This window comes from Paracoccaceae bacterium Fryx2 (genome assembly GCA_032334235.1).
GTDB lineage: Bacteria > Pseudomonadota > Alphaproteobacteria > Rhodobacterales > Rhodobacteraceae > JAVSGI01.
On sequence record JAVSGI010000003.1, the window covers coordinates 982,351 to 1,008,384 of the forward strand.

A 26,034-nucleotide genomic window follows, 5' to 3' on the forward strand; every position below is an offset into this window, starting at 1 on the left:
GCCATTTGCTGCGCCCTTGGCCATGGTCCGCCGACACGAGGCGGGGTTTAGGGCATATGACGACAGCAGACCAGAGCGCCGCCCCTCCCTGCGGCATCCTTGCCTGGCAGGGCGGGGTGCTGCCGGTCTCGACCCGGTTCGGTGACCCGTATTTCTCGCTGGATGACGGGCTGGCCGAAACCCGGCACGTGTTTCTGGCGGGCAACGGCCTGCCCGCCCGGCTGCGCCCGGGGTTCCACATTGCCGAACTGGGGTTCGGGACAGGGCTGAACCTGCTGGCCACGCTGCTTGCCTGCCGCAAGGCCGGGTTTGCCGGCCCGCTGCGCTACACCTCGTTCGAGGCCTGGCCGCTGCCCGGCCCCGACATCGCCCGCGCCCTGGCCGCCTTTCCCGAGGCGGCGGCGGTGGCCGGCCCGTTCCTTGCGCAATGGGCCGCAGGGCGCACCACCCTCCACCTGGACGGGATCACGGCGCAGGTCATCCTCGGCGACGCGCGCGACACCCTTCCCGCCTGGGAGGGCCGGGCGGATGCCTGGTTTCTCGACGGGTTCTCGCCCGCGAAGAACCCGGACCTGTGGTCCGACGCGCTGATGGCAGAGGTCGGCCGCCACACCGCCCCCGGCGGCACCTTCGCCACCTACACGGCCGCGGGGCATGTGCGGCGGGCCCTGCAGGCGGCTGGCTTTCAGGTCCGCCGCCTGCCGGGCCATGGCCGGAAGCGGCACATGTCCGCCGGGGTGCGCTGCGCATGACCGGACAGGACACGCGGCTTGGAATCTGGCTGATGATCGCCGCCGTGGCGGTGTTTTCGGTGCAGGACGGGTTTTCGCGGCATCTGGCGACGGAGAACCCGGTGCTGATGGTGGTGATGATCCGCTACTGGGTGTTCGCGGGCTTCGTGCTGGTGCTGGCGCTCCGCCGACCCGAGGGGGTCCGCGCCGCGGTCCGCACGCGGCAGCCGGTGCTGCATCTGGCGCGCGCCGCCCTGCTGGTGGCAGAGGTCTGCGTGATCGTCTGGGGCTACACCCTGATCGGGCTGATCGAAAGCCATGCGGTGTTCGCCGTCTGCCCGCTGCTGATCGCGGCCCTGTCCGGCCCGGTGCTGGGCGAGCGGGTCGGCTGGCGGCGCTGGCTCGCAATCGGCTCCGGGCTGTCGGGGGTGCTGGTGATCCTGCAACCGGGGTCGGGCGTGTTCAGCCCGGCGGCGCTGCTGCCGCTGGCCTCGGCGCTGATGTTCGCGCTTTACAGCCTGCTGACCCGGCGCGCGACGCAGACGGAACCGGCCTTCGTCAGCTTCTTCTGGTCGGGGATGATCGGTGCGGGGCTGATGACGCTGGCGGGCCTGCCGGTCTGGCAGCCGTTGACCGCCCCCGACTGGGCACTCATGGCGGTCTACGCCGCGCTGGCGCTGCTGGCCAACTGGCTGCTGATCCGCTGCTATGCCACGGCCGAGGCCAGCGCGGTGCAGCCCTTCGCCTATCTGCAGATCGTGTTCGTCAGCGCCATCGGCATTGCCGTCTACGACGAGACGCTGCGCCCCAACGTGGTGGCGGGGGCCGCCATCGTGATCGCGGCCGGGCTGTTCACCCTGTGGCGCGCGCACGCCGCCACCGCCGGAGCACGCGCATGACCGAACAGAATACCCGGCTTGGCATCTGGCTGATGGTGGCGACGACGCTGGTCTTTTCGGTTCAGGACGGCATCTCGCGCCATCTGGCAGAAAACTACAACGTCTTCATGGTGGTGATGATCCGCTACTGGTTCTTCGCCGCCTTCGTCATGGCGATGGCGGTTCGGCAAAGCGGCAGCCTGCGCGCCGCCGCCCGCTCGCGCTTCCCGTGGCTGCAAACGCTGCGCGGCCTGCTGCTTGCGGCCGAGGTCTGCGTAATGGTGGTGGCCTTCGTCAAGCTGGGGCTGATCGAAAGCCATGCGGTGTTCACCTGCTACCCGCTGCTGGTGGCCGCCCTGTCGGGGCCGGTGCTGGGCGAAAAGGTCGGCTGGCGGCGGTGGGCGGCGATCGGCGCGGGCTTCGTCGGCGTGCTGATCATCCTGCAACCGGGAATCACGGTGCTCTCGCCCTGGGCGCTGGTTCCGCTGCTCGCCGCGTTCCTCTTCGCGCTTTACGGGCTGCTGACCCGCTATGTCGCACGCGGCGACGCGGCGGCGGTCAGCTTCTTCTGGACCGGAACGGTGGGTGCCGCGGCGATGACCTGCATCGGCGTGTGGTTCTGGGAACCGATGAGCCTTCCCGACTGGGGCTGGATGGCGGCGCTGTGCTGCACGGCCGCCACGGCGCACTGGCTGCTGATCCGCTCCTACGAGGTGGCCGAGGCCAGCGCGGTGCAGCCCTTCGCCTATCTGCAGCTGGTGTTCATCTCGGTGCTCGGCCTGCTGGTGTTTGGCGAGACGCTGGAAACCAACGTCGCGATCGGCGCGGGCGTCGTGGTGGCGGCCGGTCTGTTCACATTGTGGCGGCAAAGGGTGACGGCAAAGGGCTGACCCGGGCCCCTTTCCCAGTTTCACATTGGCCCAAATATCCTCGGGGGGGCGGCCAACGGCCGCGCGGGGGGCAGACAGCCCCCCGTTCCGCCGGCACCCACCCGCCCTCTAGCCGCGCAGTTCCGCCGTGACCCGCACCGGCCCGACCGTGCCCCGCAGCTTGGCGCGATAGATCACCACCGATTCCACAACCCGCATCACATAGGTGCGGGTTTCGGTGAAGGGGATGGTCTCGACCCAGTCGATCACGTCGACCTCGCTCAGCCGCGGGTCGCCGAAATCGCCGATCCAGCGCCGGGGCCGCCCCGGCCCCGCGTTGTAGCCCGAAGCAACCAGCGCGATCGACGGTCCGAATTCGTCGACCAGTTGCCGCAGATAGCCTGTCCCCATCGCGACGTTGTAGGCCGGGTCCGCCGTCAGCCGCCCGGCGGCAAAGGGCAGACCCAGCTTCGGCGCCATCAACTGGGCGGTGCCGGGCATCACCTGCATCAGCCCGCGCGCCCCGGCGGGGCTGATCACCGCGGGGTCGAACTCGCTTTCCCGGCGCGAGATCGCCAGCGCCAGCGCCCGCGACACCGCCCCCCCGTCGGGCACCAGCCCGGTCACCGGAAAATAGGCCCTTGGCAGGATCACGCCGCGCTCGGCCGCCTGCTTGGCGATCAGCAGCGCGACATGCGGCTCGTTCAGCGACAGGGCAAGATCGGAAAGCTGGTCCAGTTCGGTGCCGTTCAGCTTCTCGGCCAGATGGAGCATGAACCGCTTGGCCTGCCCCCGGTCGCCCGCCTGGAGCAGCAGCCGCGCCGCGGCCAGCACCGACGATTGCGCAAACCCGGCACTGCGCCAGTCAGCCGGACGCGCCTCGGACAAGAGGCCCGCATCCAGCGTCAGCCCGAGCCTTTCGGCAGCGAGCAGGCCGTAATAGGCAGTCTGGTAGCGGGCGGCCGCGCGATAGGCCGCCTCGGCGGCGGCGCTCCGCCCGGCGGCCTCCTCGGCCCGCCCTTCCCAGTAAAGCGCGCGCGAGAGGCTGATCGGTGTCGCCACCGCAGCCTTCAGGTTGCGGAAATGGGTCAGCGCGGTTTCGGCATCGCCCAGCTTGCGCAGCGCGATGAAGCCGGCCAGGAACTCCAGGTCGGCATAGTCCGACCCCGGCTGCAGCCAGTGCCGTGAGGCGACACGGTAGGCCGTGGCCGCCTCGCTCGCCCGCATCAGCCCGCGCGCCAGCACGGCCCGCCGGTCGGCCCAGGCATCGGGGTCGCCCAAAGCCGCCGCCGACCCGCTGCGCTCCAGGATCAGCGCCGCAGCATCGGCATCCCGCCCCTTGCGCATCCGCCACACGAAGCGTTCATAGGCCAGCCCCGGATCGCCGGCCTGCGCTGCGGGAACCGCCTCGATCAGCGCCGTGACCCCCGCCGCATCGGCATGAAGCGCCATCCGCGCCGCCGCCAGCGCCCGCCAGCCCGGCGACACGCGCGGCAACATGCGCTGCGTCTCGCTGACCCGGCCCTGCCACAGAAGCTTGTCGAGCCGGGCCTCGTGCCGGGCGGCAATGCCGGGTTCAAGGGCCAGCACGGCGGTTTCCTCGCCCGGCTCGAACCGCAACGCGACCCAGGCCCGCTCCGCCTCGGCCAGCGCCTCGGCCCCGCGACCGGAGGCCTGAAGCGCGCGCACCATGGCGATGGATCCGGCCGCCGTGCCCGGCCGCGCCGCACCGAAATACCCAACCACCCGCGCCGGAGTGGAGGACCGCGCCACCGCCGCCTCGCCCTTCTGGCGCAACAGCGCAAGACCGGGCCAGTCGGGGTGGCGGGCGAGGAACGCCTCGTAATCGCCCAGCAACCCCTCGCCTGCGCGCAGGCGCTGCCATTCGACGATGCTTTGCGCGACGGGCCCGGCCTGCTCGGCCGTGGCACGGGCAGCGGGCCAGTCCCGCATCGCGGCCAGCCCCAGCGCGGCGCGCAAGGAGTCGGCCGGATCGGCACGGGCGACCGGGGTCAGCAGCAATGCGGCAAGAAAAAGCGGCGCGAGACGCGCGGCAAGGCGACGGAGAGGGGGGGAAATCAGGGTCATGGCGGCGAGTTTGCCTCAGCGGGCGGCCAGCTTCAACACACAACCGCATCAGGGAGGGAGAGACCAAAACTCTTGCAAGAGTTTTGCAAATTCCTTTGCAAGGAATTTGGCCCCGCCCCGCCGCCTGCGGAACTTGGCAAGCGGCGCGCCCGGCGCTAGGAAGGCCGGGTTTGCAACGGGGCGACTCGGGCGTGCCCAGCCCCCATATCAAGGAGAAGCGTGTCATGATCAAAGGGTCCATTCCTGCCCTTGTGACGCCGTTCAAGAACGGCGAGCTGGATCTCGACACGCTGAAGAAGCTGGTCGAGTGGCACATCGCCGAAGGCTCGGCCGGGCTGGTCCCCGTCGGAACCACAGGCGAAAGTCCGACGCTGAGCCACGAGGAACATGAAACCGTGGTCGAGGTGGTGGTGAAAACCGCCGCAGGCCGGGTGCCGGTGATCGCGGGCGCCGGGTCGAACAACACGGTCGAAGGCATCCGCCTGATCCGCCACGCCGAACGGGTCGGGGCCGATGCCGCGCTGGTGGTGACGCCCTATTACAACAAGCCGACGCAGGCCGGGCTGATCGCCCATTACACCGCGCTGCACGACTGCTGCACGCTGCCGATCATCATCTACAACATCCCCGGCCGGTCGGTGGTGGACATGACGCCCGAGACCATGGGCAAGCTTTCTGCTTTGCCGCGCATCATCGGGGTCAAGGATGCCACCGGGCGGCTGGAGCGGGTCAGCCAGCAGCGCATCACCTGCGGCGCGGAGTTCATCCAGCTTTCGGGCGAGGATGCGACGGCGCTGGGCTTCAACGCCCATGGCGGGCGGGGCTGCATCTCGGTCACCGCCAACGTCGCGCCCCGGCTTTGCGCCGAGTTTCAGGCGGCGACGCTGGCGGGGGACTATGCACTGGCGCTGGAATACCAGGACCGCCTGATGCCGCTGCACGAGGCGATCTTCCTTGAACCCGGGCTGGCGGGGGCCAAATACGGGCTGTCGCGGCTGGGCCGCTGTTCCGAGGACGTGCGCCTGCCGCTGGTCGGGCTGACCGAGGGCACCAAGGCACGGATCGACGCCGCCATGCAGCATGCCGGGCTGATCAACTGACCGCACGGGTCGGCCTGCGGGCACCCGGAAAGGCCGAATGATGGAAAATCGCCGCGGTTCGCTGCTGATGACCGCGGCGATGGCAGGGTTCGCGGTCGAGGACATGCTGCTGAAATCGGCGGCCGCCAGCGTGCCGGTCGGGCTGATCCTGATGATCTTCGGCAGCGGCGGGATGCTGGCCTTCGCCGTGTTGACCTGGCGGCGCGGCCAGCGTGTGCTGCACCCCGCCATCCTGTCGCGCCCGATCCTGCTGCGGGCGGTGTTCGAGGTGGCGGGGCGGCTGTTCTACACCCTTGCCATCGCCTTCACGCCGCTGTCGAGCGCCTCGGCCATTCTTCAGGCAACGCCGCTGGTGGTGGTGGGCGGGGCCGCGCTGATCTTTGGCGAAAGGGTCGGCTGGCGGCGCTGGAGCGCGATCTGCTTCGGCTTCGTCGGGGTGCTGATCATCCTGCGGCCGGGGCTGGAGGGGTTCACCCCCGCCTCGCTGCTGGCCGTGGCCGGGATGATCGGCTTTGCCGGGCGCGACCTTGCCACGCGGGCAGCGCCGCCGGTGCTGTCGAACCTGCAACTGGGAATATACGGCTTTGCCATGATGGTGCCGACCGGAGCGGTGCTGCTGGCCTTTACCGGCGGGGCGGTCTGGCCCGCGCCGCTGGCCGCCGGGCAACTGGCGGCGGCGACGGCGGTGGGGGTTGCGGCCTATTATGCGCTGACGGCGGCGATGCGGATCGGCGAGGTGTCGGTGGTCACGCCGTTCCGCTACACGCGGCTGGTGTTCGCGCTGATCCTCGGCGTCGCGGTGTTCGCCGAGACGCCGGATTTCGCAACCCTGCTGGGCAGCGCGGTGATCGTGGCGACGGGGATCTATACGCTGATGCGCTCGGCCCGGCCGGACGGGGCCGCGAATCAACCGGCCAAGGCATCGCGCCAAACCATTGACAGAGAATGAATTTCTGATTTCCGGAAAGTTAAGCGGCGCTGCATCCTGCCACATTGGGCAAAAGCCCGTGGCCACAGTTTCCAGTCCGGAAACAATGCCCTGACAGAGCCATATCCATGTCCGAAAAATGGCAAAATCCGGGTGCTTGTTGGGCACATGGCCAGCACGGCCGCCACACCGCTTAACGGCTCAGACCAGCCCCCCGGAGGATCAGACCATGTTCATGCAAGACATCTCCCGCCTCGCGGCCACCCCCTTTGCCGCCCCCCGGTTCCCGCGCCGGCGCGGCTGGTCTCGGGGCTGACCGAGGGAATCGCCGTCGAAACCGCAGCCGGCTGGCAGCCGGTCGAGACGCTGCGCCGGGGCGACCGGGTTCACACGCTTGACGGCGGCCTGCGCGGAATCGTGGCGATCGACCGCAACTGGCTGCTGCCCGGCGAGGGCGCCTGGCTGGTGCATGTGCCCGGCGGCGCGCTGGACAATTGCGCCGACCTGCTGCTGCTGCCGCGCCAGCAGGTGATGTTCGACATCCTGCCCGAGGACGACATGCCCGACGCACTGGTGGCGATGGTGGCGGCCGCGGCGCTGGAAGGGCTGCGCGGCATCACCCGACGGGCGATCCTGCGCCCGCTGGAGGCGATCACGCTGATCTTTGCCGAGGAAGAGGCGATCTATGCCAACAGCGGCCTGCGGCTGCACTGCCCGGGCGTCGATACCCCGGCGGAAGACGCCGAGGCCGGCGATTTCACCCGGCTGGACCTGATCGCGGCCCGCGAGCTGATCCGCCGCCGCGACGCCTGTCTGGCCGGCGGCATCGCCTGCTGATCCGCCCCGACCTGCCCGGGGACCGGAGCGGCCCGCAACGGCATCCCACCCGGCAGCCCCCGCGCGACCCTGATCGCAGGCCGGGGGCGGACGCCAGTGCCGCCGCGTCTGGACTTTGCGCCCCCCCTCGCCTATCTCGGGGGGATCATGGCCGAAAAATCCGACCTCAATTCCAAGTTGATCGCAGAAAACCGCCGCGCGCGGTTCGACTACCACATCGAGGACGATCTGGAGGCCGGGATCATCCTGTTCGGGTCAGAGGTCAAATCGCTGCGGCAGGGCGGGTCCAACATCGCGGAAAGCTATGCCTCGGTGGAGGGTGGCGAGCTGTGGCTGATCAACGGCTATGTCGCGCCCTATCTTCAGGCCAAGACCTGGGGGCACGAGGAGCGTCGGCGGCGCAAGCTCCTGGTGTCGAAGAAGGAAATGTCGCGGCTGTGGAACGCCACCGCGCGCGAGGGCATGACCATCGTGCCGCTGAAGTTGTATTTCAACGAACGCGGCATCGTGAAGATCAAGCTGGGCATCGCCAAGGGCAAGAAACAGGCCGACAAGCGCGCCACCGAAGCCAAGCGCGACTGGGACCGCCAGAAAGCCCGGCTGATGAAGCAGAACAACGCCTGAGCCGGTCGCCACGCCAAACGGCGCCATGACGCAATGCCGCGACCGGCGAGGGTCATCGACCTTGCCTGAAACTCCCGCGCCGATTATGCCGTGTCTGCAGCCGCGAGGAGCCCCCGCATGACCCAGCCCCGACTGATCGACGACCCCAAGACCCTTGTCTCCACCGAGTGGCTGGCGGCGCATCTGAAAGACCCCGATCTGCGGGTGCTGGATGCCAGCTGGTATCTGCCCGATGCCGGGCGCAACGGGCGCGCCGAATACGAGGCGTCGCACATTCCCGGCGCGCGGTTCTTCGACATCGACGAGATCACCGACCAGCGCTCGCCGCTGCCGCACATGGCACCGCCGGTGGAAAAGTTCATCAGCCGGATGCGGGCGATGGGGGTGGGCGACGGGCATCAGGTGGTGGTCTATGACGGCGCGGGGCTGTTTTCCGCCGCGCGGGTGTGGTGGACCTTCCGCCTGATGGGCAAGACCGACATCGCGGTGCTGGACGGCGGCTTTCCGAAATGGGTGGCCGAAGGTCACCCGGTGGAAGACATGGCCCCGGTGGTGCGCGACCGCCACATCACGGTGCAGCGCCAGGCCGGGCTGGTGAAGGACGTGACGCAGGTCGCGCACGCCTCCAAGCTGGGCGAGGCCGAGATCATCGACGCCCGCAGCGCGCGGCGTTTCAAGGGCGAGGTGGCCGAGGCCCGGCCGGGCCTGCGCTCGGGCCATATTCCGGGCTCGAAGAACCTGCCCTACAGCCTGCTGCTGAATGCCGACGGCACGATGAAGGACACCGACGCCCTGCGCGCCGCCTTCGTCGCGGCGGGCGTCGATCTGGCCAAGCCCGCCATCACCACCTGCGGCTCGGGCGTCACCGCCGCCGTGCTCAGCCTGGCGCTGGAACGCATCGGGCACCGCAACCATGCGCTTTATGACGGATCCTGGTCCGAATGGGGCATGTATGACGATCTGCGAGTCGAAAAAGGGTAACTCATGCTGACCGCACTGAAACCGCAACCGCAGGACAAGATCCTGCAGCTGATCCAGATGTTCAAGGACGACCCCCGCCCGGTCAAGATCGACCTCGGCGTCGGCGTCTACAAGGATGCGACCGGCCTGACCCCGGTGATGCGCGCCGTGAAGGCCGCCGAGAAGCGGCTTTGGGAAACCGAAACCAGCAAGACCTACACCGGCCTTGCGGGCGAACCCGCGTTCCATGCCGCGATGTCGGCGATGATCCTGGGCGGCACGGTCGCCGCCGACCGCATCGCCGCCGTGGCCACGCCGGGCGGCACCGGGGCGATCCGGCAGGCGCTGGAACTGATCCGGCTGGCCGCGCCCGATGCCACGGTGTGGCTGTCGAACCCGACCTGGCCGAACCATCCGTCGATCATCCGCTACCTCGGCATGAAGATGGCGGAATACCGCTATTTCGACGCCACGTCGGGCGCGGTGGATTTCGACGGGATGCTGGCCGATCTGGCAATGGTGAAACCCGGCGACGTGGTGCTGCTGCATGGCTGCTGCCACAACCCGACCGGGGCGAACCTCAGCCTTGCGCAGTGGGCGGCGGTGGCCGACCTGCTGCTGGCGAAAGACGCGATTCCGTTCATCGACCTCGCCTATCAGGGCTTCGGCGACGGGCTGGAGGAAGACGCGGCCCCCACCCGCCTGATCGCGGCGCGCTGCCCCGAGGTGCTGATTGCCGCGTCCTGCTCCAAGAACTTCGGCATCTACCGCGAACGCACCGGAATCCTGCTGGCGCTGGGCGATGCGGCGGGGCGGGGCGTGGTGCAGGGCAACCTCGCCTTCCTCAACCGGCAGAACTTCTCCTTTCCGCCCGACCACGGCGCGCGTCTGGTGACGATGATCCACCAGGACGCCGCCCTGACCGCCGACTGGAAGGCGGAACTGGAGGAGGTGCGGCTGAACATGCTGACCCTGCGGCAGGCCCTGGCCGATGCTCTGCGCACCGCCACCAACTCCGACCGCTTCGATTTCGTGGCCCGTCACCGCGGCATGTTCTCGCGCCTCGGCCTGACGGCGGATCAGGTGGAGACCCTGCGGGTGGATCATGGCATCTACATGGTCGGCGACAGCCGCATCAACATCGCCGGCCTCAACGCCACCACCGTGCCGATCCTCGCCCGCGCCGTGGCACAAGTGACCGGCTGATTTCACCTTGTTCAAATATCCCCGCCGGAGGCTCCGACCCGTCCGCCGGCCCCTCCGGCGGGCATTGCAGGCAGGATGCAACCTCCACCGCCCCTGACGGTCAATCCGCGTCAGCGCCATCGGCGGTGGCTCGATGCCACCGCCGATGGCAGCCCCGCCGCCAGAATCGGAAAAGCAAAGGCCCGGGCGCGTCACCGCGTGCCCGGGCCTTCGGTTTCGCAGACCGGAGGGGAGGAACCCCGGCCCGCGACCACAGGCACCGGCCGGGGAGGAGGAGCCCCCCGGCCAGGCCGATCACATGCTGTAGGCGCGCTCGCCGTGTTCGGCCAGATCGAGCCCTTCGCGCTCCACCTCTTCCTTGACGCGCAGGCCGATCACCAGATCCACCAGCTTGTAGAGGATCAGCGAACCGATGCCGCACCACAGGATCGTCACCATGACCCCGAGGAACTGCGTGTAGACCTGACCGCCGATGCTCATGTCGCCATAGCCGATCCCGCCCAGCGCCGCAGAGTTGACCACACCGGTCCCCAGGGCGCCGACAATGCCGCCGACGCCGTGGATGCCGAACACGTCGAGGCTGTCGTCATAGCCCAGCTTGTGCTTCACAACCGCCACGAAGAAGTAGCACACCGCCGAGGCAACGATGCCGAGGCAGATCGCGCCCACCGGCCCGGCAAAGCCCGCCGCGGGCGTGACCGCCACCAGACCGGCCACCAGACCCGAGGCCGCGCCCAGCATCGATGCCTTGCCGCGCGTCAGGATCTCGATCACCACCCAGGCCAGGATCGCGCCGGCCGTTGCGGTGAAGGTGTTGATCATCGCCAGCGCCGCGCCGCCGTTGGCTTCGAGGTTGGACCCGGCGTTGAAGCCGAACCAGCCGACCCACAGCATCGCGGCCCCGACCATGGTCAGCGTCATCGAATGCGGCGCCATGTTGTCCTTGCCATAGCCGACCCGCTTGCCGATCAGCAGCGCGCCGACCAGACCCGCGATACCCGCGTTGATGTGCACGACCGTGCCGCCCGCAAAGTCCAGCGCGCCCCAGCCGTAGATCAGCCCGTCCGAATCCCACACCATGTGGGCGATCGGGAAATAGACCACCGTCACCCACAGCAGGATGAACAGCAGCAGCGCCGAAAACTTGATCCGCTCGGCAAAGGCGCCGACGATCAGGGCCGCGGTGATGCAGGCGAAGGTCATCTGGAAGCTGATGAAGACGTATTCCGGGATCACCACGCCGGCCGTGAAGGTCGCCGCCATCGACTCGATGGTCACGCCCGACAGGAAGGCCTTGCCCAGCCCGCCCCAGAAGGCCGACTCGGCATCACCGAAGGCCATCGAATAGCCCCAGAACACCCAGACCACGATCACCAGCGCGGTGATCACGGTGGCCTGCATCAGCACCGACAGCATGTTCTTGGTCCGCACCAGGCCGCCGTAGAACAGCGCGACGCCGGGCAGGATCATGAACAGGACCAGCAGGGTGGAGACCATCATCCAGGCAACGTCGCCCTTGTCCATCGTGTCGACGACCACGGCGGCCGTCTCCGCGACGGTTTCCGTCACGGTCTCGGCGGCCTCCTGCGCCCAGGCGGGCAGGGCCGCGGCCACGCCAAGCGCGGCAAGCCCCGAAAGTTTCAGAAAATTGTTCATGGTTTCGGATTCCCCTTCCCGACCGCGATCACAACGCGTCGTCATTGATTTCGCCGGTGCGCACCCGCACGGCATGTTCGACATCCAGCACGAAGATCTTGCCGTCGCCGATCTTGTCGGTTTTCGCCGTGGTGCGGATGGTTTCCACCACCGGTTCGGCCAGGCTGTCGCTGACCACGATTTCGAGCCGGACCTTCGGCACGAAATTCACCGCATATTCGGCGCCGCGGTAGATTTCGGTGTGACCGGACTGCGAGCCGAAGCCCTTGATCTCGGTCACCATCATGCCGCGCACGCCGATGGCGGTCAGCGCCTCGCGGACCTCCTCCAGCTTGAACGGCTTGATTGCTGCAATGATGAGTTTCACGTTGATCCCCTTCCGGTTGGCAAGGCGGCCCATGGGGGGCCTCTGGTGCCAGAAAGCGGCTTTCGCGGATGCAGCACAAGAAAAGGGCAGGCCCGGAATGACCCAGCGGAAGCAGATTTGCACAATTTTTGCACCTTTATTGGCACTTGCTTATTTTTTAGCCGCTCTGCGGACTCGAATCACAAAAGCGTATGCTCCACATTCCGGTGAAGGCAGGGTAAACTGCCCCAAAGCAGCGGGCGCGACCCGAGGCGCGGGCACGCAGGCACGACGAGAAAAGAACGGGCAAGGCAGGCATGAGCGGAACGGGAAAGGGGCGCGCGCCCCTGGTGGCGGATCGGCGCTATGCCACGCAGCGCGGCAGTTCGGGGCAGCGCGCGACTTCGGGCGGCGGGTCGGGCAAGGGCGGGGGCGGCAAGCCTGCGCCCCGCAAGTCCGCACCGCGCAAGCGCCCGCCGCGGCGCAATTTTCTGGTGGCGATGATCCTGGGTTTCGCGACCTTCGTGTGGCGCATCGTCTGGGGCATCGGCTGGCGTGTCGGCGGGGTGCTGGCGCTGGTGCTGGCCGGGGCGGTGTTTTATTTCCACGCACAGTTGCCGCCGGTGACGGACCTTCTGGATGGCCGGGCGCGCGGATCGGTGACGCTGCTCGACCGTGACGGCAAGGTCTTTGCCTGGCGCGGTGAAACCTTCGGCGGGCAGATCACGTCCGACAGCGTTTCCGACGACCTGCGCAACGCGGTGGTGGCCACCGAAGACAAGCGGTTCTACGGGCATTTCGGCATCAGCCCGCGCGGCATCGCCAGCGCGGTGCGGATCAACCTGTCCGAGGGCCGGGGCCCGCTGGAGGGCAACGGCGGATCGACCATCACCCAGCAGGTCGCGAAACTGCTGTGCCTTGGCGTGGCCTACGACCCCAAGGCCTGGAAATCCGAGGCCGAATACGAGAACGACTGCCGCAGGGGCGGGATCTGGCGCAAGATCAAGGAAGTTCCCTTCGCCATGGCGATGGAGACCAAATACACCAAGGCCGAGATCCTGACGATCTACTTCAACCGCGCCTATCTTGGCGCCGGCGCGCGCGGCTTCGAGGCGGCGGCCCAGCGGTATTTCGGCAAGTCGGCCAATCAGGTCGGCCCGGCCGAGGCGGCGATGCTGGCGGGCCTGCTCAAGGCGCCGTCCTACTATGCGCCGACCAACAACCTGGAACGGGCGCGGGCGCGGGCCGGGGTGATCGTGGGCCTGATGGAGGATCAGGGCTATCTGACGGCGGCAGAGGCCGACGCGGCGCGTGCCAGCCCCGCCCATCTGTCGGAAGCGGCCCAGACCAAGTCGGGCGGCTTCTTTGCCGACTGGGTGATGGAAAGTGGCCCCGCCTTCCTGACGCGCGACACCACCGAGGATGTCATCATCCACAGCACTCTGGACCAGAGATTGCAGAAGGCCGCCGAGGATGCGCTGGCTTTCGTGTTCGAAACCAAGGTGAAAGAGGGGTCAAAGGCGCAGGCGGCCATCGTGGTGATGTCGGCCGACGGCGCGGTGCGCGCGATGGTGGGCGGGCGCAAGACCGAGGTGGCGGGCTCGTTCAACCGCGCCACGCAGGCGCTGCGCCAGACCGGATCGGCGTTCAAGCCCTTCGTCTATGCTGCGGCGCTGGACCTTGGCTACAGCCCGGCGGACTATGTCGAGGACACGCCGCTGACCATCAACATCAGGGGCTCCGGCCCATGGACACCCTCGAACTACGACAGGAAGTTCCGCGGCACGGTCACGCTGACCCAGGCCCTGAAGGAATCGCTGAACATTCCGGCGGTGCGGGTGGCAGAGGCGGTGGGGCTTGATCTGGTGCGCCGGGTCGCGGCCGATTTCGGCATCAAGAGCGATCTGGCAGCGGGGCCGGCACTGGCGCTCGGCGCGTCGGAATCGACGCTGCTCGAAATGACCGGCGCCTATGCCGGCATCCTGAACGGAGGGTCGTCGGTCAAGCCCTACGGGCTGATCGACCTGCGCCTGCAGGGCGAGGACACGCCGCTGATCGGGCAGGAGGGCGGCATCGGCGAGCGGGTGATCTCGGAACGTGCGGCGCGGGAGTTGACCTACATGATGGCCCAGGTGCTGGACTCGGGCACCGGCGCGCGGGCACGTCTGAACGGGCGGCAGGCGGCGGGCAAGACCGGCACGACGCAGGCGGCGCGCGATGCGTGGTTCCTGGGGTTCACCGCCGACTATGTCGCGGGCGTCTGGATGGGGTATGACGACAACACGCCGCTGACCGGCGTCACCGGCGGCGGCCTGCCCGCCGAGGTCTGGCACGAGGTGATGCTGCGGGTCCACGAGGGCCTGCCCGCCACGCCCCTGACCATGATCATCCCCGAACCCCGGCGCCCGCCCCCCAACTCCGCCCCAAACTCTGCGCCGCAGGCCGAGGCTCTGACGGCGCCCCTGCCTTCGGCACCGCAGCGCGAGATGGACCCGGCCGAACGGATTCTGCGCGACGTGCTGGGCGTGCTGAACGGCAACTGAAAGCGGCGGGCCGGAAAGGCCCGCCCGCCGACCCGCACCGATCAGGCGGTCTTGAGATTCAGGCGGTCTTGAGATCCTGGATCAGGGCATCGAGATTGCCCCGCCGCCTGTCGAGCATGGCGCCGATCTCGGTGCGCTCCGACGCCAGCATGTTGACGCCTTCGATGATGATGTTGAAGAACAGGTCCTTGCCCGACTTGTCCGACACATGCCAGCGCACGTCGAACGGCGCCTGGCCCTTCAGATGCGCGACCGAGACCACCTCGTAGAAGCTTTTCACCGGGTAGGCATCGACCACCTCGATCCGTCCGCCGATGAATTCGCCGAAGCGGCGGCCATACTTGCGGCTGATGTAGCCCTGATAGGCTCGGGTGAAGGCCGTCATCTGCGCCGCGCTCGCCGACCGCGAGGCCACCCCCAGCGCCGACCGGGCGATCACCGGGACGTCGGCATAGCGCGCGAAGATCCGCTCGAAATCGCCATACATCCCGGTGGCGGGCTTGCCGGAACTGATGGCCGCGTTCACTTCGCCCAGCGCCTTGTCTATCAGCGACCGGGCACCTGCCACGTCCAGCGCAAGCGCAGCCTGCGGCAGGGCGGCCAGCAGCCCGGCCCCGGCGATCCCGCAAAGGACGCCGCGCCGCGACAGCAGGAAGGGGGTATCATTGAGCATTGGGATCCTCGTAGGGGTCAAGGTAGGCATCTTCGGCCGAGGGCGCCTGACCCAGTTCGAAACGACGGTTCTGCAGGTAGAGCAGCCGGGTCTGCGCATAACCATCCGCACTGTCATATAGAACGCTGTCGAGCGTATCGGAATACTGGCTGCGATCACCAAGTCTTGAAGCGATCTTGGCCACCGGGCCGACATAGCTTTCGGGCCTGGGCAGCAGCAGTTGCAGCGGGTTGATCGCGAAATCGACCATCGCGCCGACCGTGTCGCGTTCGGTCGAAGGCCCGATGAACGGCAGCACGACATAGGTGCCCTCGCCCGCGCCCCAGACATGCAGCGTCTCGCCGAAGTCGGTCTTGCGGCCCGGCAGGCCGATCGCGCGCGCCGGGTCGAACAGGCCGCCGATGCCGACCGTCGTGTTGATCGCAAAGCGCAGCGTGTTTTCCAGCGCGTTCTGCGGGCGGCCCTGCAGCAGGCCGTTCAGCACGTTGCCGGGCTGGCCGAGGTTGTCGGAGAAGTTCGAGATGCCCTGCTTGACCGGCGCGGGAATCGACGTGCCGTAGGTGCCCGAAGCCGGACGCAGCAGCGCCCGGTCGACGCTGGTGTTGAAGTCGTGGACCTCGCGGTTGGCGACCTCGTTGGGGTCGTTCATCGTCGCGGGCGGCGGCGGCGCGGTGCAGGCGGAAACCAGCGCAAGTGCCAGCACAGCCATGCCGAGCCGCGACTTCGGGTGCGAAACGGCCAAAGGCCCAAAAAGCAATGGAAAAGTAACGATCATGTTTCTACTGTCCCGCAGGATGGCCCGGCGAAGCTGTTTCTTTGCCGTTGACGACCAAGGGATAGCAGCCTTTACGTGCATGACAACGCCGAAGCGTATCATCCACGCGGCGCAAACGATATAGTTTCGACATGCCGCCGATGGCGTCACGTCGGCGAAGGGGGTTTCATGGTGGCAAACGCAACGGCACCGGGTCAGGCGGAACTGCGCGCGGCGCGCGGCGAGTCGCGAAAGCTCATGTCGGTGGTGTTTTTGTTCAGCGTGTTCGTGAACATCCTGATGCTCACCGGGCCGATCTACATGTTGCAGATCTATGACCGGGTGCTGGGGTCGCGGTCGGAGGCGACGCTGGTCGCGCTGTCGGTGCTCGCGGCGTTCCTGTTTCTGGCGATGGGCCTGCTGGACCATGCCCGAAGCCGGATCATGGCGCGAGTCGGGGCGCGGTTCCAGGAACGGCTGGATCGCCGGGTGTTCCGCGCGGCGCTCCGGCGGCTGTCGCTGGTGCCGGGTGACCCGGTCGCGATTTCCGGGCAGCGCGATCTGGAATCGGTGCAGCGCCTGTGGTCCTCGCCGGTGCTGATCGCGATCTGCGACGTACCGTGGACGCCTCTGTTCATCGCGGCGATCTTCATCTTTCACCCGCTGATGGGGTGGCTGGCGGTCGGCGGCGGGGTGGTCCTTGTGCTGGTCACGATCATGAACCAGCGGATGACGAAGGCGCCGGTGAACCAGGCCAACACATCCACCCAGCAGGCCGACCGCATGGCCGAGAACCTGAAGGCCGAGGCCGAGATCGTGCAGGGTCTGGGCATGTTCGGCAATGCCTTCGAACGCTGGCGCGTCGCGCGCGAAAGGTCGCTGCGCGAAAGCATTGCCGCGGCCGACATCGGGGGGGCGTTCTCGGTCACCTCCAAGACCTTCCGGCTTTTCCTGCAATCGGCCATGCTGGGGGTCGGTGCCTGGCTGGTGCTGCAACAGGAACTGACGCCGGGCGCGATGATCGCGGGCTCGATCCTGATGGGGCGGGCGTTGCAGCCGATCGAGGTCGCGGTCAGCCAATGGGCCCTCGTGCAGCGCGCGCAGGAAGGCTGGGCCCGGCTGGCCGAGCTTTTCACCCGCCAGCCGGTCGATGCGCCGCGCACCGCCCTGCCCCGCCCCAAGGCCATGCTCGATGTGCAGAACCTGACCGTGGTGCCGCCCGGCGAACAGCAGGCCGTGCTGCGCATGGTCAGCTTTCAGCTTGAACCGGGCAAGGCGCTGGGGGTGATCGGGCCGTCCGGGTCGGGCAAGTCGTCGCTGGCGCGGGCGCTGATCGGCGTCTGGCGGCCGGCCGGCGGCAAGATCCGGCTGGATGGGGCGACGCTCGACCAGTATGACACCGACGTGCTGGGCAGCTACATGGGGTATCTGCCGCAGAGCGTCACCCTGTTCGACGGCACCATTGCCGAGAACATCGCCCGGCTGAACACCCGGCCCGATGCCGCGATGGTGGTCGAGGCGGCAAAGAAGGCCGCGGCGCATGACATGATCCTGCGCCTGCCGGAAGGCTATGACACGCGTGTGACAAGCATCGGCGGCCGTCTTTCCGGCGGCCAGATCCAGCGGGTCGGGCTGGCCCGCGCGCTTTACGGCAACCCGGTGATCCTGGTGCTGGACGAGCCCAACTCGAACCTCGACAACGACGGCTCCGTGGCGCTGAACCATGCGATCCGTGCGATGAAGGCCGAAGGACGGTCCGTGCTGATCATGGCGCACCGCCCCGCCGCCATCCAGGAATGCGACCTGCTGATGGTGCTGGAAGACGGCACCCGACGCGCCTTCGGGCCGCGCGACCAGGTGCTGCGCGACATGGTCAAGAACCATACCGAAATCGTGAAGAACGCAGGCCCCGGAGGCGTGTCATGACCAGTCCGCAGGCAACCCCGCCGGAAGCCCCGATCAAGCCGCAGGCCGTGCCCCCGTCGGCCCCTCTGGTGCTGACGGGCGCCGCGCCCGGGTCGGCAAAACCGCCCGCATCGCCCCCGGACGACGCCAGATGGTCGGCCCGCGGCCCGGTGCTGCTGGGCATGTTGACCCTCGTCGCACTGGTCGGCGGCTTCGGCATCTGGAGCGTGGCGACCAGCATCGCCGGGGCCATCGTCGCCTCGGGGCAGCTGGAGGTCGAACAAAGCCGCCAGATCGTCCAGCATCCCGACGGCGGCGTGGTCGAAAGCATCTCGGTCTCGGATGGCGACGTGGTGGCGGCGGGCGACCTGCTGCTGCGCCTTGACGGCGGGCTGCTGCGGTCCGAACTGTCGATCGTCGAAGGCCAGCTGTTCGAGATCCTCGCCCGCCGTTCGCGCCTGACCGCCGAACGCGACGACGCGGCCGAGATCACCGTGACGGGCGAGTTGGCCGAGATCTCCGCCACCCGCCCCGAGATCGCCGAGCAGATCGACGGCCAGATCCGCCTGTTCGCCGCGCGGCAGGAAACCCTTGCCAACCAGACCAACCAGCTTGGCAAGCGCCGCAACCAGATCGACAGCCAGATCACCGGCATCGACGCGCAGAACGCCGCGCTCGCGACCCAGCTTGATCTGATCCGCCAGGAACTGGCCGACCAGCAGGCCCTGCTCGACCGCGGCCTCACGCAGTCCAGCCGCGTGCTGAACCTGCAGCGCGAAGAGGCCCGGCTGCGCGGCCAGGTCGGCGAACTGAACGCCAGCCGCGCCCAGGCCGAGGGCCGCATCACCGAGATCGAGATCGAGATCCTGCGGCTGTCCTCCACCCGCCGCGAAGAGGCGATCACCCAGTTGCGCGACATCGGCTACCGCGAACTGGAACTGGCCGAACGCCGCCGCGCCCTGACCGAGCGCATCCTGCGGCTCGACATTCGCGCCCCGGTGTCGGGAATCGTGCTGGGGATGCAGGTCACCACGCCGCGCTCGGTGCTGCGCCCCGCCGATCCGGTGCTGTATCTGATCCCGCAGGACAGGCCGCTGGTGATCGTGGCCCAGGTGCCGCCGAACGATATCGACCAGGTGCATGTCGGCCAGGCGGCCAAGCTGGTATTCTCGGCCTTTTCGACCCGCACCACGCCCGAACTCGACGGCCAGGTTGCGAAGGTCTCGGCCGACGCGCTGACCGACACGGCCAGCAACCTGTCGTTCTATCGCGCGGAAATCGTGCTCGACCCGGGCGAGATGGAAAAGCTCGAAGGGCTCGCGCTGATCCCCGGGATGCCGGTCGAGGTGTTCATGCAGACCGATGCGCGCACGCCCCTCGCCTTCCTGCTGAAACCCTTTACCGACTACTTCACCCGCGCCTTCCGCGAAAGCTGATCCGGCGGGGCCTTGCCGCCCCGCCCCGTCCCGGCTAGCCTCCGCCCGAACCTGACGGAGCACGCCATGACCCGCATCGAAACCCGCCTTGCCGAACTGGGCGTCACCCTGCCCGACGCCCCGGCACCCGCCGCCAACTATGTGCCCTTCGTGGTGGTCGGCACGATGGTCCATGTCTCGGGCCAGATCAGCCAGACGCCCGAAGGGCTGATCAAGGGCCGCCTCGGCGCCGACCTTGCCATCGAACAGGGGGCCGAGGCCGCCCGGCACTGCGCCATCAGCCTGCTGGCGCAGGTCCGCAAGGCCTGCGACGGCGACCTGTCGCGGCTCAAGCGCGTGGTGAAGCTGACCGGCTTCGTCAACTCCACCGCCGATTTCATCGACCAGCCCAAGGTGATCAACGGCGCCTCCGACTTCCTCGTGGCGGTGCTTGGCGAGGCCGGGCGCCACGCCCGCTCGGCCATCTCGGCCGCCTCGCTGCCACTGGGCGTCGCGGTCGAAATCGAAGGCATCTTCGAGTTGAACTGATGCACCCCCGCCTGCCCGAGGCGTTCCGCACCACCCCGATCGCCCACCGCGCCCTGCACGACCGCGCCGCCCGCCGCCCGGAAAACTCGCGTGCCGCGGTGCGCGCGGCGGTGGCGGCGGGCTACGGCATCGAGATCGACTTGCAGCTTTCGGCAGATGGGCAGGCGATGGTGTTCCACGACGACCTGCTCGACCGCCTGACCACCGCCACCGGCCCGCTGCGCGCCCACAGCGCCGCCGCCCTCGCCGCCCTCGGCCTGAGCGATGCCGAAGACGGCATCCCCACCCTGCCCGAAATCCTCGCCCTGGTCGCAGGCCGCGTGCCCCTGCTGGTCGAGATCAAGGACCAGAGCGGCGCGCTCGGCCCCGATGTCGGCCGCCTCGAGGCCGCCACCGCCGCCGCCCTGCAGGGCTACGCAGGACCGGTGGCGGTGATGTCCTTCAACCCCCATTCGGTTGCCGAAATGGCCCGCCTCGCCCCGCACCTGCCGCGCGGCCTGACCACCTCGGCCTTCGATCCTGACGCCTGGGCCCCCCTGCCCCCCCGCATCTGCGACACGCTGCGACAGATCCGCGACTACGACCGTACCGGCGCCAGCTTCATCAGCCACGAATGGCACGACCTCGCCCGCCCGCGCGTCGCCGACCTCAGGGCCCAGGGCGCGGCCCTCCTGTGCTGGACGATCACCTCCGCCACCGACGAGGCAACAGCCCGCCAGATCGCCGAAAACATCACTTTCGAACGCTACGCCGCCGCCCTCCCGGCTTGACGCAAGGCCGAACTGCCACATCTTTGCACGACTTCCATCCCATTCACCTTGGCTCAAATATCCTCGGGGGGTCCGGGGGCAGACAGCCCCCCGGCCTCTCCGCAATACCGGCGGCCCGATGACCCTACCTGACCCCGAAGCGACCCTTCACACCGGCCTTGCCGACATTCCCGCCACCACCTGGGACGCGCTGGCTTGCCCCGAGACCGCTGACGGCGGCCGCCCGATCGACCCTTTCACCACCCACCGCTTCCTCGCGGCTCTGGATGCGTCGCACTCCACCGGAACCGGCACCGGCTGGCAGCCGCACCCGCTGGTCATCCGGCAGGGGGGCACCGTCATTGCCGCAGCACCGCTCTACGCCAAGTCGCATTCCCAGGGGGAATACATCTTCGATCACAACTGGGCGCAGGCCTATGACCGGGCGGGTGGGCGCTACTACCCCAAGCTGCAGATCGCCGTGCCCTTCACCCCCGCCACCGGCCGGCGCTTCCTGACCGCGCCGGGGCATGAGGCCACCGGCCGCCGCGCCTTGATCGCCGCCGCCACCAGCATTGCCGAACAAAACGGCCTGTCATCGCTGCACGTCACTTTCTGCACGCCCGACGAGGCGCTGGCCGGGGCCGACCTGGGCCTGCTGCACCGCATCACCCAGCAGTTCCACTGGGAAAACCGCGGCTACTCCACGTTCGACGATTTCCTGGCCGACCTCGCCTCGCGCAAGCGCAAGACCATCCGCAAGGAACGCGAAACCGCCCGCGCCGCGGGCCTGACCATCCGCGCCCTGACCGGCGACGCCATCGAGCCCGCGCATTGGCAGGCGTTCTGGCATTTCTACCAGGACACCGGCGGGCGCAAATGGGGCACGCCCTACCTGACCCGCCGCGCCTTCGATGCCTTTCACGCCACCATGCGCGACGACATCCTGCTGGTGCTGGCCGAACGCGACGGCGTGCCCGTGGCGGGCGCACTGAACTTCATCGGCCGCGATACCCTCTTTGGCCGCTACTGGGGGTGCAGCGAAGACCACCCCTGCCTGCATTTCGAGCTTTGCTACTATCAGGCGATCGACTGGGCCATCGCCAACGGCCTGTCGCGTGTCGAGGCCGGGGCGCAGGGCGAACACAAGCTGGCGCGCGGCTACCTGCCGACCCCGGTGCATTCGCTGCACTGGATCGCCGACCCCGGCCTGCGCGACGCCATCGCCCGCTACCTTGCCGCCGAACGCCGCGCGGTCGACGAGGAGATCGAGGTGCTGACCGCCTACGGCCCGTTCCGCCGCCCCGCATCCGAAGACTGACAAGCCCCGCGCCCCGTGCCATGCTGTCCCGGCCAAACCGGGAGGCTGCGATGACCGAACTGACGCTCTACACCAACCCGCAATCGCGCGGCGCCATCGCGCGCTGGATGCTGGAGGAGGTGGGCCAGCCCTATACCGCCGTGCCGCTGGCCTATGGCCCCGAGATGCACAGCCCCGCCTATCTGGCGCTGAACCCGATGGCCAAGGTGCCGACCCTGACGCACGGCGGCCACGTCGTGACCGAATGCGCCGCGATCTGCGCCTACCTTGCCGATGCCTTCCCCGAGGCGGGCCTCGCCCCCGCCAACCGCGCCGCCTGCTACCGCTGGCTGTTCTTTGGCGCGGGCCCGCTGGAGGCCGCGGTGACCAACCGCGCGCTCGGCATCGAGATACCTGCCGAAAAGCGCGGCTTTGTCGGCTACGGCCATTTCGATCTGGTGATTGCCACGCTGGAAGGGGCGCTGGCCCGCAGCCCCTACATCGCCGGTGACAGTTTTTCCGCCGCCGATGTCTATGTCGGCGCGCAGATCGGCTTTGCGATGCAATACAACGGCATCCCCGCCAAACCCGCCTTCACCGCCTATTGGGACCGTATCAAGGACCGCCCGGCCCGCGCCCGCGCCGCAGCCGCCGACGCCGCCCTGATGGCCCAGGCATGAGCGCCCCCGACGTTGCCCCGCTGCTTGCCACCGGCTGGGCATTGACCCGCGACGGCCAGGCCCTGCACAAGACCTTCACCTTCGCCAGTTTCATCGAGGCCTTCGGCTTCATGACCCGCGCCGCCCTCTGGGCCGAGAAATGGAACCACCACCCCGAATGGTCGAATGTCTACAAGACCGTCACCATCACCCTGACCACGCATGACACCGGCGCCCTGACCGATCTGGACGTGAAGCTCGCCGCGAAGATGGACAGTCTGTTGCGCTGACCCGGCTTCTTCTTGCCCAAATACCCCCGCCGGAGGCGGACCCCAGGGTAGGAAAAGGGGGTATTTGGGCCAAGAAGAAACCGGAGAGGGCGGCGCGGGGTGACTGGCCGCCCTTTCCCGATTGGGGGGTCAGATCGCCGCCAGCATCGCCTCGCCGCCCGAAACCTCGCATACGCCCGGGCTTTCCTCCAGATGCAGCACGGTCACCTTGCCGTCGATCACCTGCATGGCATAACGCTTCGACCGCGCCATCAGGCCGACGGGGGGCGCGTCGAAGGCCATGCCCAGCGCGCCGGTCAGTTCGGATTGCGCATCCGACAGCAGGGTTATCCCGGCCTCGGTGGCACCCGTCGCCTCGCCCCAGGCCTTCATCACGAAGGGATCGTTGACCGCGATGCAGATGATCTCGTCGACACCCTTGGCCAGGAAAGCATCGCTGGTGCGGATGAAGCTGGGCACATGCGCCGAATGGCAGGTCGGCGTGAAGGCGCCGGGCACGGCAAAGATCACCACGTTGCGGCCCGCGATGCGGTCGGTCAGGTTCACCTGTTCCGGCCCGTTTTCCCCCAGCTTCACCAGGGTGGCCCCGGGCAGGCGGTCGCCTACAGAAATCGTCATGTCGTCATCCCTCGCGCGTTGCGTTTCCACTCGTCCGAGATATAGGTTCCCGACCGGCACGGGGCCAGAGGCGATGCGGTTCGCCATCGGGAGAATAGCGGTGACGCATATCGTGGTGATCGGGGCCGGGCAGGCCGGGGTGGCGCTGGTGGCGCGCCTGCGCAGCGCGGGTCATGGCGGCCCGCTGACGCTGATCGGCGCCGAAACAGCCCCGCCCTATCAGCGCCCGCCGCTGTCGAAGGCCTACCTGCTGGGGGAAATGACCGAAGAGCGGCTGCACCTGCGCGCGCCCGCCTTCTACGCCGAGAACGCCGTCACCCTGCGGCTGGGGCAGCGCGTCGATGCCATCGACCCCGGCGGCCGGACGTTGCGGCTCGGGTCGGAAGTCATCGCCTATGACCAGCTTGCCCTGACCACCGGCGCCGTTGCGCGCCGACTGCCCTCTGCGATGGGCGGCAGGCTGTCGGGCGTGCATGTGGTGCGGACCCTGGCAGATGTCGAGGCGATGCGGCCCGAGTTCCGGCCCGGCCGCCGCGTCGTGATCATCGGTGGCGGCTACATCGGGCTGGAGGCCGCGGCCGTGGCCTCGAAGCTGGGTCTCGACGTGACGGTGGTCGAAATGGCCCCCCGCATCCTGCAACGGGTGGCCGCGCCTGAAACCTCTGCCTGGTTCCGCGCACTGCACGTCGCGCATGGCGTGCGCCTGATCGAGGGCACCGGGCTGGACTGCCTGCTGGGCGAGACCGCCGTCACCGCCGCCCGCCTGACCGACGGCCGCATCCTGCCCGCCGATTTCGTGATCGCCGGCGTCGGCGTCCTGCCCGATACGGCACTGGCCGAGGCGGCGGGCCTGGCGCTCGACAACGGCATTGCCACGGACGCGCAGGGCCGCACCTCGGCCCCGGCAATCTGGGCGGCAGGCGATTGCGCATCGTTCCCGTGGCAGGGCGGGCGGCTTCGGCTGGAATCGGTGCAAAACGCCATTGATCAGGCCGAACTGGTGGCCGACAACATGCTGGGGGCGGGCCGTGCCTATGTGCCGCTGCCGTGGTTCTGGTCGGACCAGTATGAAACCAAGCTGCAGATTGCCGGGCTGAACACCGGCCATGACCGCATCGTGACGCGCGGGCCCGAGGGCGGCAGCGTCTCGTTCTGGTATTTCCGCGGCGACCGCCTGCTGGCGGTGGATGCGATGAACGACCCGCGCGCCTACATGGTCGGCAAACGCCTGCTGGAAACCGGGCGCAGCCCCGATCCGGCGGCGGTCGCCGACCCGGCCACCAACCTTAAGGCGCTGCTGTCATGATGCGGATAATCGGCGGCACACATCGCGGCCGCAGGCTCTGCCCGGTCGGCGCCGGCGACGCGGCGGGCCACCTGCGCCCGACCTCGGACCGGGTGCGCGAGGCGGTGTTCAACCTGCTGATCAACGGCAATTACGGCGACCCGGTCGAAGGCGCCCGCGTGCTCGACCTTTTCGCCGGCACCGGTGCGCTGGGGCTGGAGGCCTTGTCGCGCGGTGCGGCGTCGGTCACCTTCGTCGATGACGGCGCCCCCGCAAACGCGCTCCTGCGACGCAACATCGAGATCCTGGGCGCCGCCCAAACCACCCGGATCCTGCGCCGCGACGCCACCCGCATGGCTGACAACCCGGGCCCCGCCTGCACGCTGGCGTTCCTCGACCCGCCTTACGGCATGGCCCGCGGCGAGGCGGCGCTGAAGTCCTGCATCGCCGGCGGCTGGATCGCCCCGCACGCCCTGGTGGTCTGGGAAGAGAACACACCCCCGCTGCCGCCCCCCGGCTTCCACCTCCTCGATCAGCGCAGATACGGCGAGACGCTGGTCACCATCCTGCGCGCCCCCGAAGGGCCGCCGGCATGACTCGCCAAGCGGTCATCTTCGATCGGGATGGCGTGCTGGTCGACTGCGAGCCCGCCTTCTTCGCCCTGCTGGCCGACGATCCGGCCGCAGATCGCCTGCCACTTTCCACGGCCAAGGTGGAGCATCACTTCCCTGACGGCACGATCCGGTGCCTGGCCGAACAGGCCCGCGCCATGGGGGCCCGCCTGTGCGACGGATGGGTCGGCGATCTTCACGAACGCCTCTATGCCCGACAGGCACAGGGCACCCGCTGATCCCGGACCTCAGGGCGCTGTATAGCAGGAAACGCCACACGCTGCTGCCGCCGGACGGTTGCCTCCATGCGCTTCAGTCGTCGATCCCGCACCTGCCCCGGTCAGCGCTGCATCGCTGTCCGGAGCGGCACAGCACCTCGCGCCTGCCTGATGTCGCGGGCGACAAGCCCGGTCGCCAGAGGCTCAGGCGCTACCCCGTCGGGCTCTTTCCACCGAAGGCA

General features: G+C 68.6%; 26 protein-coding genes. 20 read left to right on the top strand and 6 right to left on the bottom strand.

Annotation, left to right across the window (positions count from 1 at the left end; genetic code table 11):
- Nucleotides 1-56 precede the first annotated feature (56 nt).
- From mnmD to RNZ50_05820, 3 genes are read left to right on the top strand one after another with little or no spacing between them, the layout of a single operon-like run.
- Nucleotides 57-752 (top strand): tRNA (5-methylaminomethyl-2-thiouridine)(34)-methyltransferase MnmD, encoded by a 696-nt coding sequence (gene mnmD / locus RNZ50_05810; protein MDT8854553.1) that lies wholly within the window; start codon nucleotides 57-59, stop codon nucleotides 750-752.
- A complete protein-coding gene (locus RNZ50_05815) occupies nucleotides 749-1,630 on the top strand; it encodes a DMT family transporter (protein MDT8854554.1) in 882 nt (293 codons plus the stop codon). The genes mnmD and RNZ50_05815 overlap by 4 nt, the downstream gene beginning before the upstream one ends.
- Entirely contained in the window at nucleotides 1,627-2,499 is an 873-nt protein-coding gene (locus RNZ50_05820) for a DMT family transporter (GenBank protein MDT8854555.1), read from the top strand. The genes RNZ50_05815 and RNZ50_05820 overlap by 4 nt, the downstream gene beginning before the upstream one ends.
- 108 nt (nucleotides 2,500-2,607) lie before the next feature.
- Here the strand turns inward: RNZ50_05820 and RNZ50_05825 are convergent, their stop codons facing one another.
- A complete protein-coding gene (locus RNZ50_05825) occupies nucleotides 2,608-4,566 on the bottom strand; it encodes a lytic transglycosylase domain-containing protein (GenBank protein ID MDT8854556.1) in 1,959 nt (652 codons plus the stop codon).
- Nucleotides 4,567-4,790: 224 nt separating this feature from the next.
- Here RNZ50_05825 and dapA point away from each other — a divergent pair, with 224 nt between their 5' ends.
- The 6 genes from dapA to RNZ50_05855 all read left to right on the top strand — a co-directional run bounded on the left by dapA (nucleotide 4,791) and on the right by RNZ50_05855 (nucleotide 10,221).
- Nucleotides 4,791-5,666, top strand: coding sequence for a 4-hydroxy-tetrahydrodipicolinate synthase (gene dapA, locus RNZ50_05830; GenBank protein ID MDT8854557.1), 876 nt, complete (start codon nucleotides 4,791-4,793; stop codon nucleotides 5,664-5,666).
- 40 nt (nucleotides 5,667-5,706) lie between these two features.
- Nucleotides 5,707-6,615 (top strand): DMT family transporter, encoded by a 909-nt coding sequence (locus RNZ50_05835; GenBank protein MDT8854558.1) that lies wholly within the window; start codon nucleotides 5,707-5,709, stop codon nucleotides 6,613-6,615.
- A 147-nt stretch (nucleotides 6,616-6,762) separates the two neighbouring features.
- Nucleotides 6,763-7,431: a Hint domain-containing protein gene (locus RNZ50_05840; GenBank protein ID MDT8854559.1), complete on the top strand. Its 669-nt coding sequence runs from the start codon at nucleotides 6,763-6,765 to the stop codon at nucleotides 7,429-7,431.
- A 147-nt stretch (nucleotides 7,432-7,578) separates the two neighbouring features.
- Nucleotides 7,579-8,055: an SsrA-binding protein SmpB gene (gene smpB / locus RNZ50_05845; protein ID MDT8854560.1), complete on the top strand. Its 477-nt coding sequence runs from the start codon at nucleotides 7,579-7,581 to the stop codon at nucleotides 8,053-8,055.
- 132 nt (nucleotides 8,056-8,187) lie between these two features.
- The gene (sseA, locus tag RNZ50_05850) at nucleotides 8,188-9,036 is read left to right on the top strand and encodes a 3-mercaptopyruvate sulfurtransferase (protein MDT8854561.1); all 849 of its coding nucleotides are present in this window, start codon (nucleotides 8,188-8,190) and stop codon (nucleotides 9,034-9,036) included.
- A gap of 3 nt (nucleotides 9,037-9,039) precedes the next feature.
- A complete protein-coding gene (locus RNZ50_05855) occupies nucleotides 9,040-10,221 on the top strand; it encodes an amino acid aminotransferase (GenBank protein MDT8854562.1) in 1,182 nt (393 codons plus the stop codon).
- A 294-nt stretch (nucleotides 10,222-10,515) separates the two neighbouring features.
- On the opposite strand, the gene RNZ50_05860 is transcribed toward RNZ50_05855, so the two are convergent.
- Entirely contained in the window at nucleotides 10,516-11,877 is a 1,362-nt protein-coding gene (locus tag RNZ50_05860) for an ammonium transporter (GenBank protein ID MDT8854563.1), read from the bottom strand.
- Nucleotides 11,878-11,905: 28 nt separating this feature from the next.
- Complete coding sequence (locus RNZ50_05865) at nucleotides 11,906-12,244, bottom strand: P-II family nitrogen regulator (GenBank protein MDT8854564.1); 339 nt, start codon at nucleotides 12,242-12,244, stop codon at nucleotides 11,906-11,908.
- A gap of 296 nt (nucleotides 12,245-12,540) precedes the next feature.
- Between RNZ50_05865 and RNZ50_05870 the strand changes: the two genes are divergently transcribed.
- On the top strand, nucleotides 12,541-14,766 hold the full coding sequence (locus RNZ50_05870) for a PBP1A family penicillin-binding protein (GenBank protein ID MDT8854565.1): 2,226 nt from the start codon (nucleotides 12,541-12,543) through the stop codon (nucleotides 14,764-14,766).
- Nucleotides 14,767-14,824: 58 nt separating this feature from the next.
- Here the strand turns inward: RNZ50_05870 and RNZ50_05875 are convergent, their stop codons facing one another.
- Together RNZ50_05875 and RNZ50_05880 are read right to left on the bottom strand one after the other, a co-directional pair.
- Nucleotides 14,825-15,439, bottom strand: coding sequence for an ABC transporter substrate-binding protein (locus RNZ50_05875; GenBank protein MDT8854566.1), 615 nt, complete (start codon nucleotides 15,437-15,439; stop codon nucleotides 14,825-14,827).
- Nucleotides 15,429-16,148: a VacJ family lipoprotein gene (locus tag RNZ50_05880; protein ID MDT8854567.1), complete on the bottom strand. Its 720-nt coding sequence runs from the start codon at nucleotides 16,146-16,148 to the stop codon at nucleotides 15,429-15,431. Before RNZ50_05880 ends, RNZ50_05875 begins: the two co-directional genes overlap by 11 nt.
- 234 nt (nucleotides 16,149-16,382) lie before the next feature.
- Between RNZ50_05880 and RNZ50_05885 the strand changes: the two genes are divergently transcribed.
- From RNZ50_05885 to RNZ50_05915, 7 genes are all read left to right on the top strand, one after another.
- Nucleotides 16,383-18,119 carry a type I secretion system permease/ATPase gene (locus RNZ50_05885; protein ID MDT8854568.1) on the top strand — a complete coding sequence of 579 codons (1,737 nt, stop codon included), beginning with the start codon at nucleotides 16,383-16,385 and terminating at the stop codon, nucleotides 18,117-18,119.
- Nucleotides 18,120-18,280: 161 nt separating this feature from the next.
- Nucleotides 18,281-19,534, top strand: coding sequence for an HlyD family type I secretion periplasmic adaptor subunit (locus RNZ50_05890; GenBank protein MDT8854569.1), 1,254 nt, complete (start codon nucleotides 18,281-18,283; stop codon nucleotides 19,532-19,534).
- A gap of 66 nt (nucleotides 19,535-19,600) precedes the next feature.
- Nucleotides 19,601-20,062 carry a RidA family protein gene (locus RNZ50_05895; GenBank protein ID MDT8854570.1) on the top strand — a complete coding sequence of 154 codons (462 nt, stop codon included), beginning with the start codon at nucleotides 19,601-19,603 and terminating at the stop codon, nucleotides 20,060-20,062.
- Nucleotides 20,062-20,832 carry a glycerophosphodiester phosphodiesterase family protein gene (locus RNZ50_05900; protein MDT8854571.1) on the top strand — a complete coding sequence of 257 codons (771 nt, stop codon included), beginning with the start codon at nucleotides 20,062-20,064 and terminating at the stop codon, nucleotides 20,830-20,832. The genes RNZ50_05895 and RNZ50_05900 overlap by 1 nt, the downstream gene beginning before the upstream one ends.
- Nucleotides 20,833-20,950: 118 nt before the next feature.
- On the top strand, nucleotides 20,951-22,132 hold the full coding sequence (locus RNZ50_05905) for a GNAT family N-acetyltransferase (protein ID MDT8854572.1): 1,182 nt from the start codon (nucleotides 20,951-20,953) through the stop codon (nucleotides 22,130-22,132).
- A gap of 50 nt (nucleotides 22,133-22,182) precedes the next feature.
- The gene (locus RNZ50_05910; protein MDT8854573.1) at nucleotides 22,183-22,791 is read left to right on the top strand and encodes a glutathione S-transferase family protein; all 609 of its coding nucleotides are present in this window, start codon (nucleotides 22,183-22,185) and stop codon (nucleotides 22,789-22,791) included.
- Entirely contained in the window at nucleotides 22,788-23,060 is a 273-nt protein-coding gene (locus tag RNZ50_05915) for a 4a-hydroxytetrahydrobiopterin dehydratase (protein ID MDT8854574.1), read from the top strand. Before RNZ50_05910 ends, RNZ50_05915 begins: the two co-directional genes overlap by 4 nt.
- 129 nt (nucleotides 23,061-23,189) lie before the next feature.
- Here the strand turns inward: RNZ50_05915 and RNZ50_05920 are convergent, their stop codons facing one another.
- Entirely contained in the window at nucleotides 23,190-23,678 is a 489-nt protein-coding gene (locus tag RNZ50_05920; GenBank protein MDT8854575.1) for a peroxiredoxin, read from the bottom strand.
- A gap of 100 nt (nucleotides 23,679-23,778) precedes the next feature.
- Here RNZ50_05920 and RNZ50_05925 point away from each other — a divergent pair, with 100 nt between their 5' ends.
- From RNZ50_05925 to RNZ50_05935, 3 genes are read left to right on the top strand one after another with little or no spacing between them, the layout of a single operon-like run.
- Complete coding sequence (locus tag RNZ50_05925) at nucleotides 23,779-24,984, top strand: FAD-dependent oxidoreductase (GenBank protein ID MDT8854576.1); 1,206 nt, start codon at nucleotides 23,779-23,781, stop codon at nucleotides 24,982-24,984.
- The gene (rsmD, locus tag RNZ50_05930; protein MDT8854577.1) at nucleotides 24,984-25,559 is read left to right on the top strand and encodes a 16S rRNA (guanine(966)-N(2))-methyltransferase RsmD; all 576 of its coding nucleotides are present in this window, start codon (nucleotides 24,984-24,986) and stop codon (nucleotides 25,557-25,559) included. Before RNZ50_05925 ends, rsmD begins: the two co-directional genes overlap by 1 nt.
- On the top strand, nucleotides 25,556-25,813 hold the full coding sequence (locus tag RNZ50_05935; protein ID MDT8854578.1) for a hypothetical protein: 258 nt from the start codon (nucleotides 25,556-25,558) through the stop codon (nucleotides 25,811-25,813). The genes rsmD and RNZ50_05935 overlap by 4 nt, the downstream gene beginning before the upstream one ends.
- Nucleotides 25,814-26,034 lie beyond the last annotated feature (221 nt).

What these genes read in the sequence shown, in the direction of transcription:
- RNZ50_05895 (MDT8854570.1), top strand. Translation starts at nt 19,601, where the DNA reads ATGACCCGCATCGAAACCCGCCTTGCCGAACTGGGCGTCACCCTGCCC.
- RNZ50_05855 (MDT8854562.1), top strand. Translation starts at nt 9,040, where the DNA reads ATGCTGACCGCACTGAAACCGCAACCGCAGGACAAGATCCTGCAGCTG.
- RNZ50_05880 (MDT8854567.1), bottom strand. Translation starts at nt 16,148, where the DNA reads ATGGCTGTGCTGGCACTTGCGCTGGTTTCCGCCTGCACCGCGCCGCCG.
- RNZ50_05935 (MDT8854578.1), top strand. Translation starts at nt 25,556, where the DNA reads ATGACTCGCCAAGCGGTCATCTTCGATCGGGATGGCGTGCTGGTCGAC.
- RNZ50_05920 (MDT8854575.1), bottom strand. Translation starts at nt 23,678, where the DNA reads ATGACGATTTCTGTAGGCGACCGCCTGCCCGGGGCCACCCTGGTGAAG.
- RNZ50_05900 (MDT8854571.1), top strand. Translation starts at nt 20,062, where the DNA reads ATGCACCCCCGCCTGCCCGAGGCGTTCCGCACCACCCCGATCGCCCAC.
- smpB (MDT8854560.1), top strand. Translation starts at nt 7,579, where the DNA reads ATGGCCGAAAAATCCGACCTCAATTCCAAGTTGATCGCAGAAAACCGC.
- mnmD (MDT8854553.1), top strand. Translation starts at nt 57, where the DNA reads ATGACGACAGCAGACCAGAGCGCCGCCCCTCCCTGCGGCATCCTTGCC.
- RNZ50_05910 (MDT8854573.1), top strand. Translation starts at nt 22,183, where the DNA reads ATGACCGAACTGACGCTCTACACCAACCCGCAATCGCGCGGCGCCATC.
- RNZ50_05915 (MDT8854574.1), top strand. Translation starts at nt 22,788, where the DNA reads ATGAGCGCCCCCGACGTTGCCCCGCTGCTTGCCACCGGCTGGGCATTG.
- RNZ50_05890 (MDT8854569.1), top strand. Translation starts at nt 18,281, where the DNA reads ATGTTGACCCTCGTCGCACTGGTCGGCGGCTTCGGCATCTGGAGCGTG.
- RNZ50_05825 (MDT8854556.1), bottom strand. Translation starts at nt 4,566, where the DNA reads ATGACCCTGATTTCCCCCCCTCTCCGTCGCCTTGCCGCGCGTCTCGCG.
- RNZ50_05860 (MDT8854563.1), bottom strand. Translation starts at nt 11,877, where the DNA reads ATGAACAATTTTCTGAAACTTTCGGGGCTTGCCGCGCTTGGCGTGGCC.
- rsmD (MDT8854577.1), top strand. Translation starts at nt 24,984, where the DNA reads ATGCGGATAATCGGCGGCACACATCGCGGCCGCAGGCTCTGCCCGGTC.
- RNZ50_05835 (MDT8854558.1), top strand. Translation starts at nt 5,707, where the DNA reads ATGGAAAATCGCCGCGGTTCGCTGCTGATGACCGCGGCGATGGCAGGG.
- RNZ50_05885 (MDT8854568.1), top strand. Translation starts at nt 16,383, where the DNA reads ATGGTGGCAAACGCAACGGCACCGGGTCAGGCGGAACTGCGCGCGGCG.
- RNZ50_05875 (MDT8854566.1), bottom strand. Translation starts at nt 15,439, where the DNA reads ATGCTCAATGATACCCCCTTCCTGCTGTCGCGGCGCGGCGTCCTTTGC.
- dapA (MDT8854557.1), top strand. Translation starts at nt 4,791, where the DNA reads ATGATCAAAGGGTCCATTCCTGCCCTTGTGACGCCGTTCAAGAACGGC.
- RNZ50_05820 (MDT8854555.1), top strand. Translation starts at nt 1,627, where the DNA reads ATGACCGAACAGAATACCCGGCTTGGCATCTGGCTGATGGTGGCGACG.
- RNZ50_05815 (MDT8854554.1), top strand. Translation starts at nt 749, where the DNA reads ATGACCGGACAGGACACGCGGCTTGGAATCTGGCTGATGATCGCCGCC.
- RNZ50_05870 (MDT8854565.1), top strand. Translation starts at nt 12,541, where the DNA reads ATGAGCGGAACGGGAAAGGGGCGCGCGCCCCTGGTGGCGGATCGGCGC.
- RNZ50_05905 (MDT8854572.1), top strand. Translation starts at nt 20,951, where the DNA reads ATGACCCTACCTGACCCCGAAGCGACCCTTCACACCGGCCTTGCCGAC.
- RNZ50_05840 (MDT8854559.1), top strand. Translation starts at nt 6,763, where the DNA reads ATGGCCAGCACGGCCGCCACACCGCTTAACGGCTCAGACCAGCCCCCC.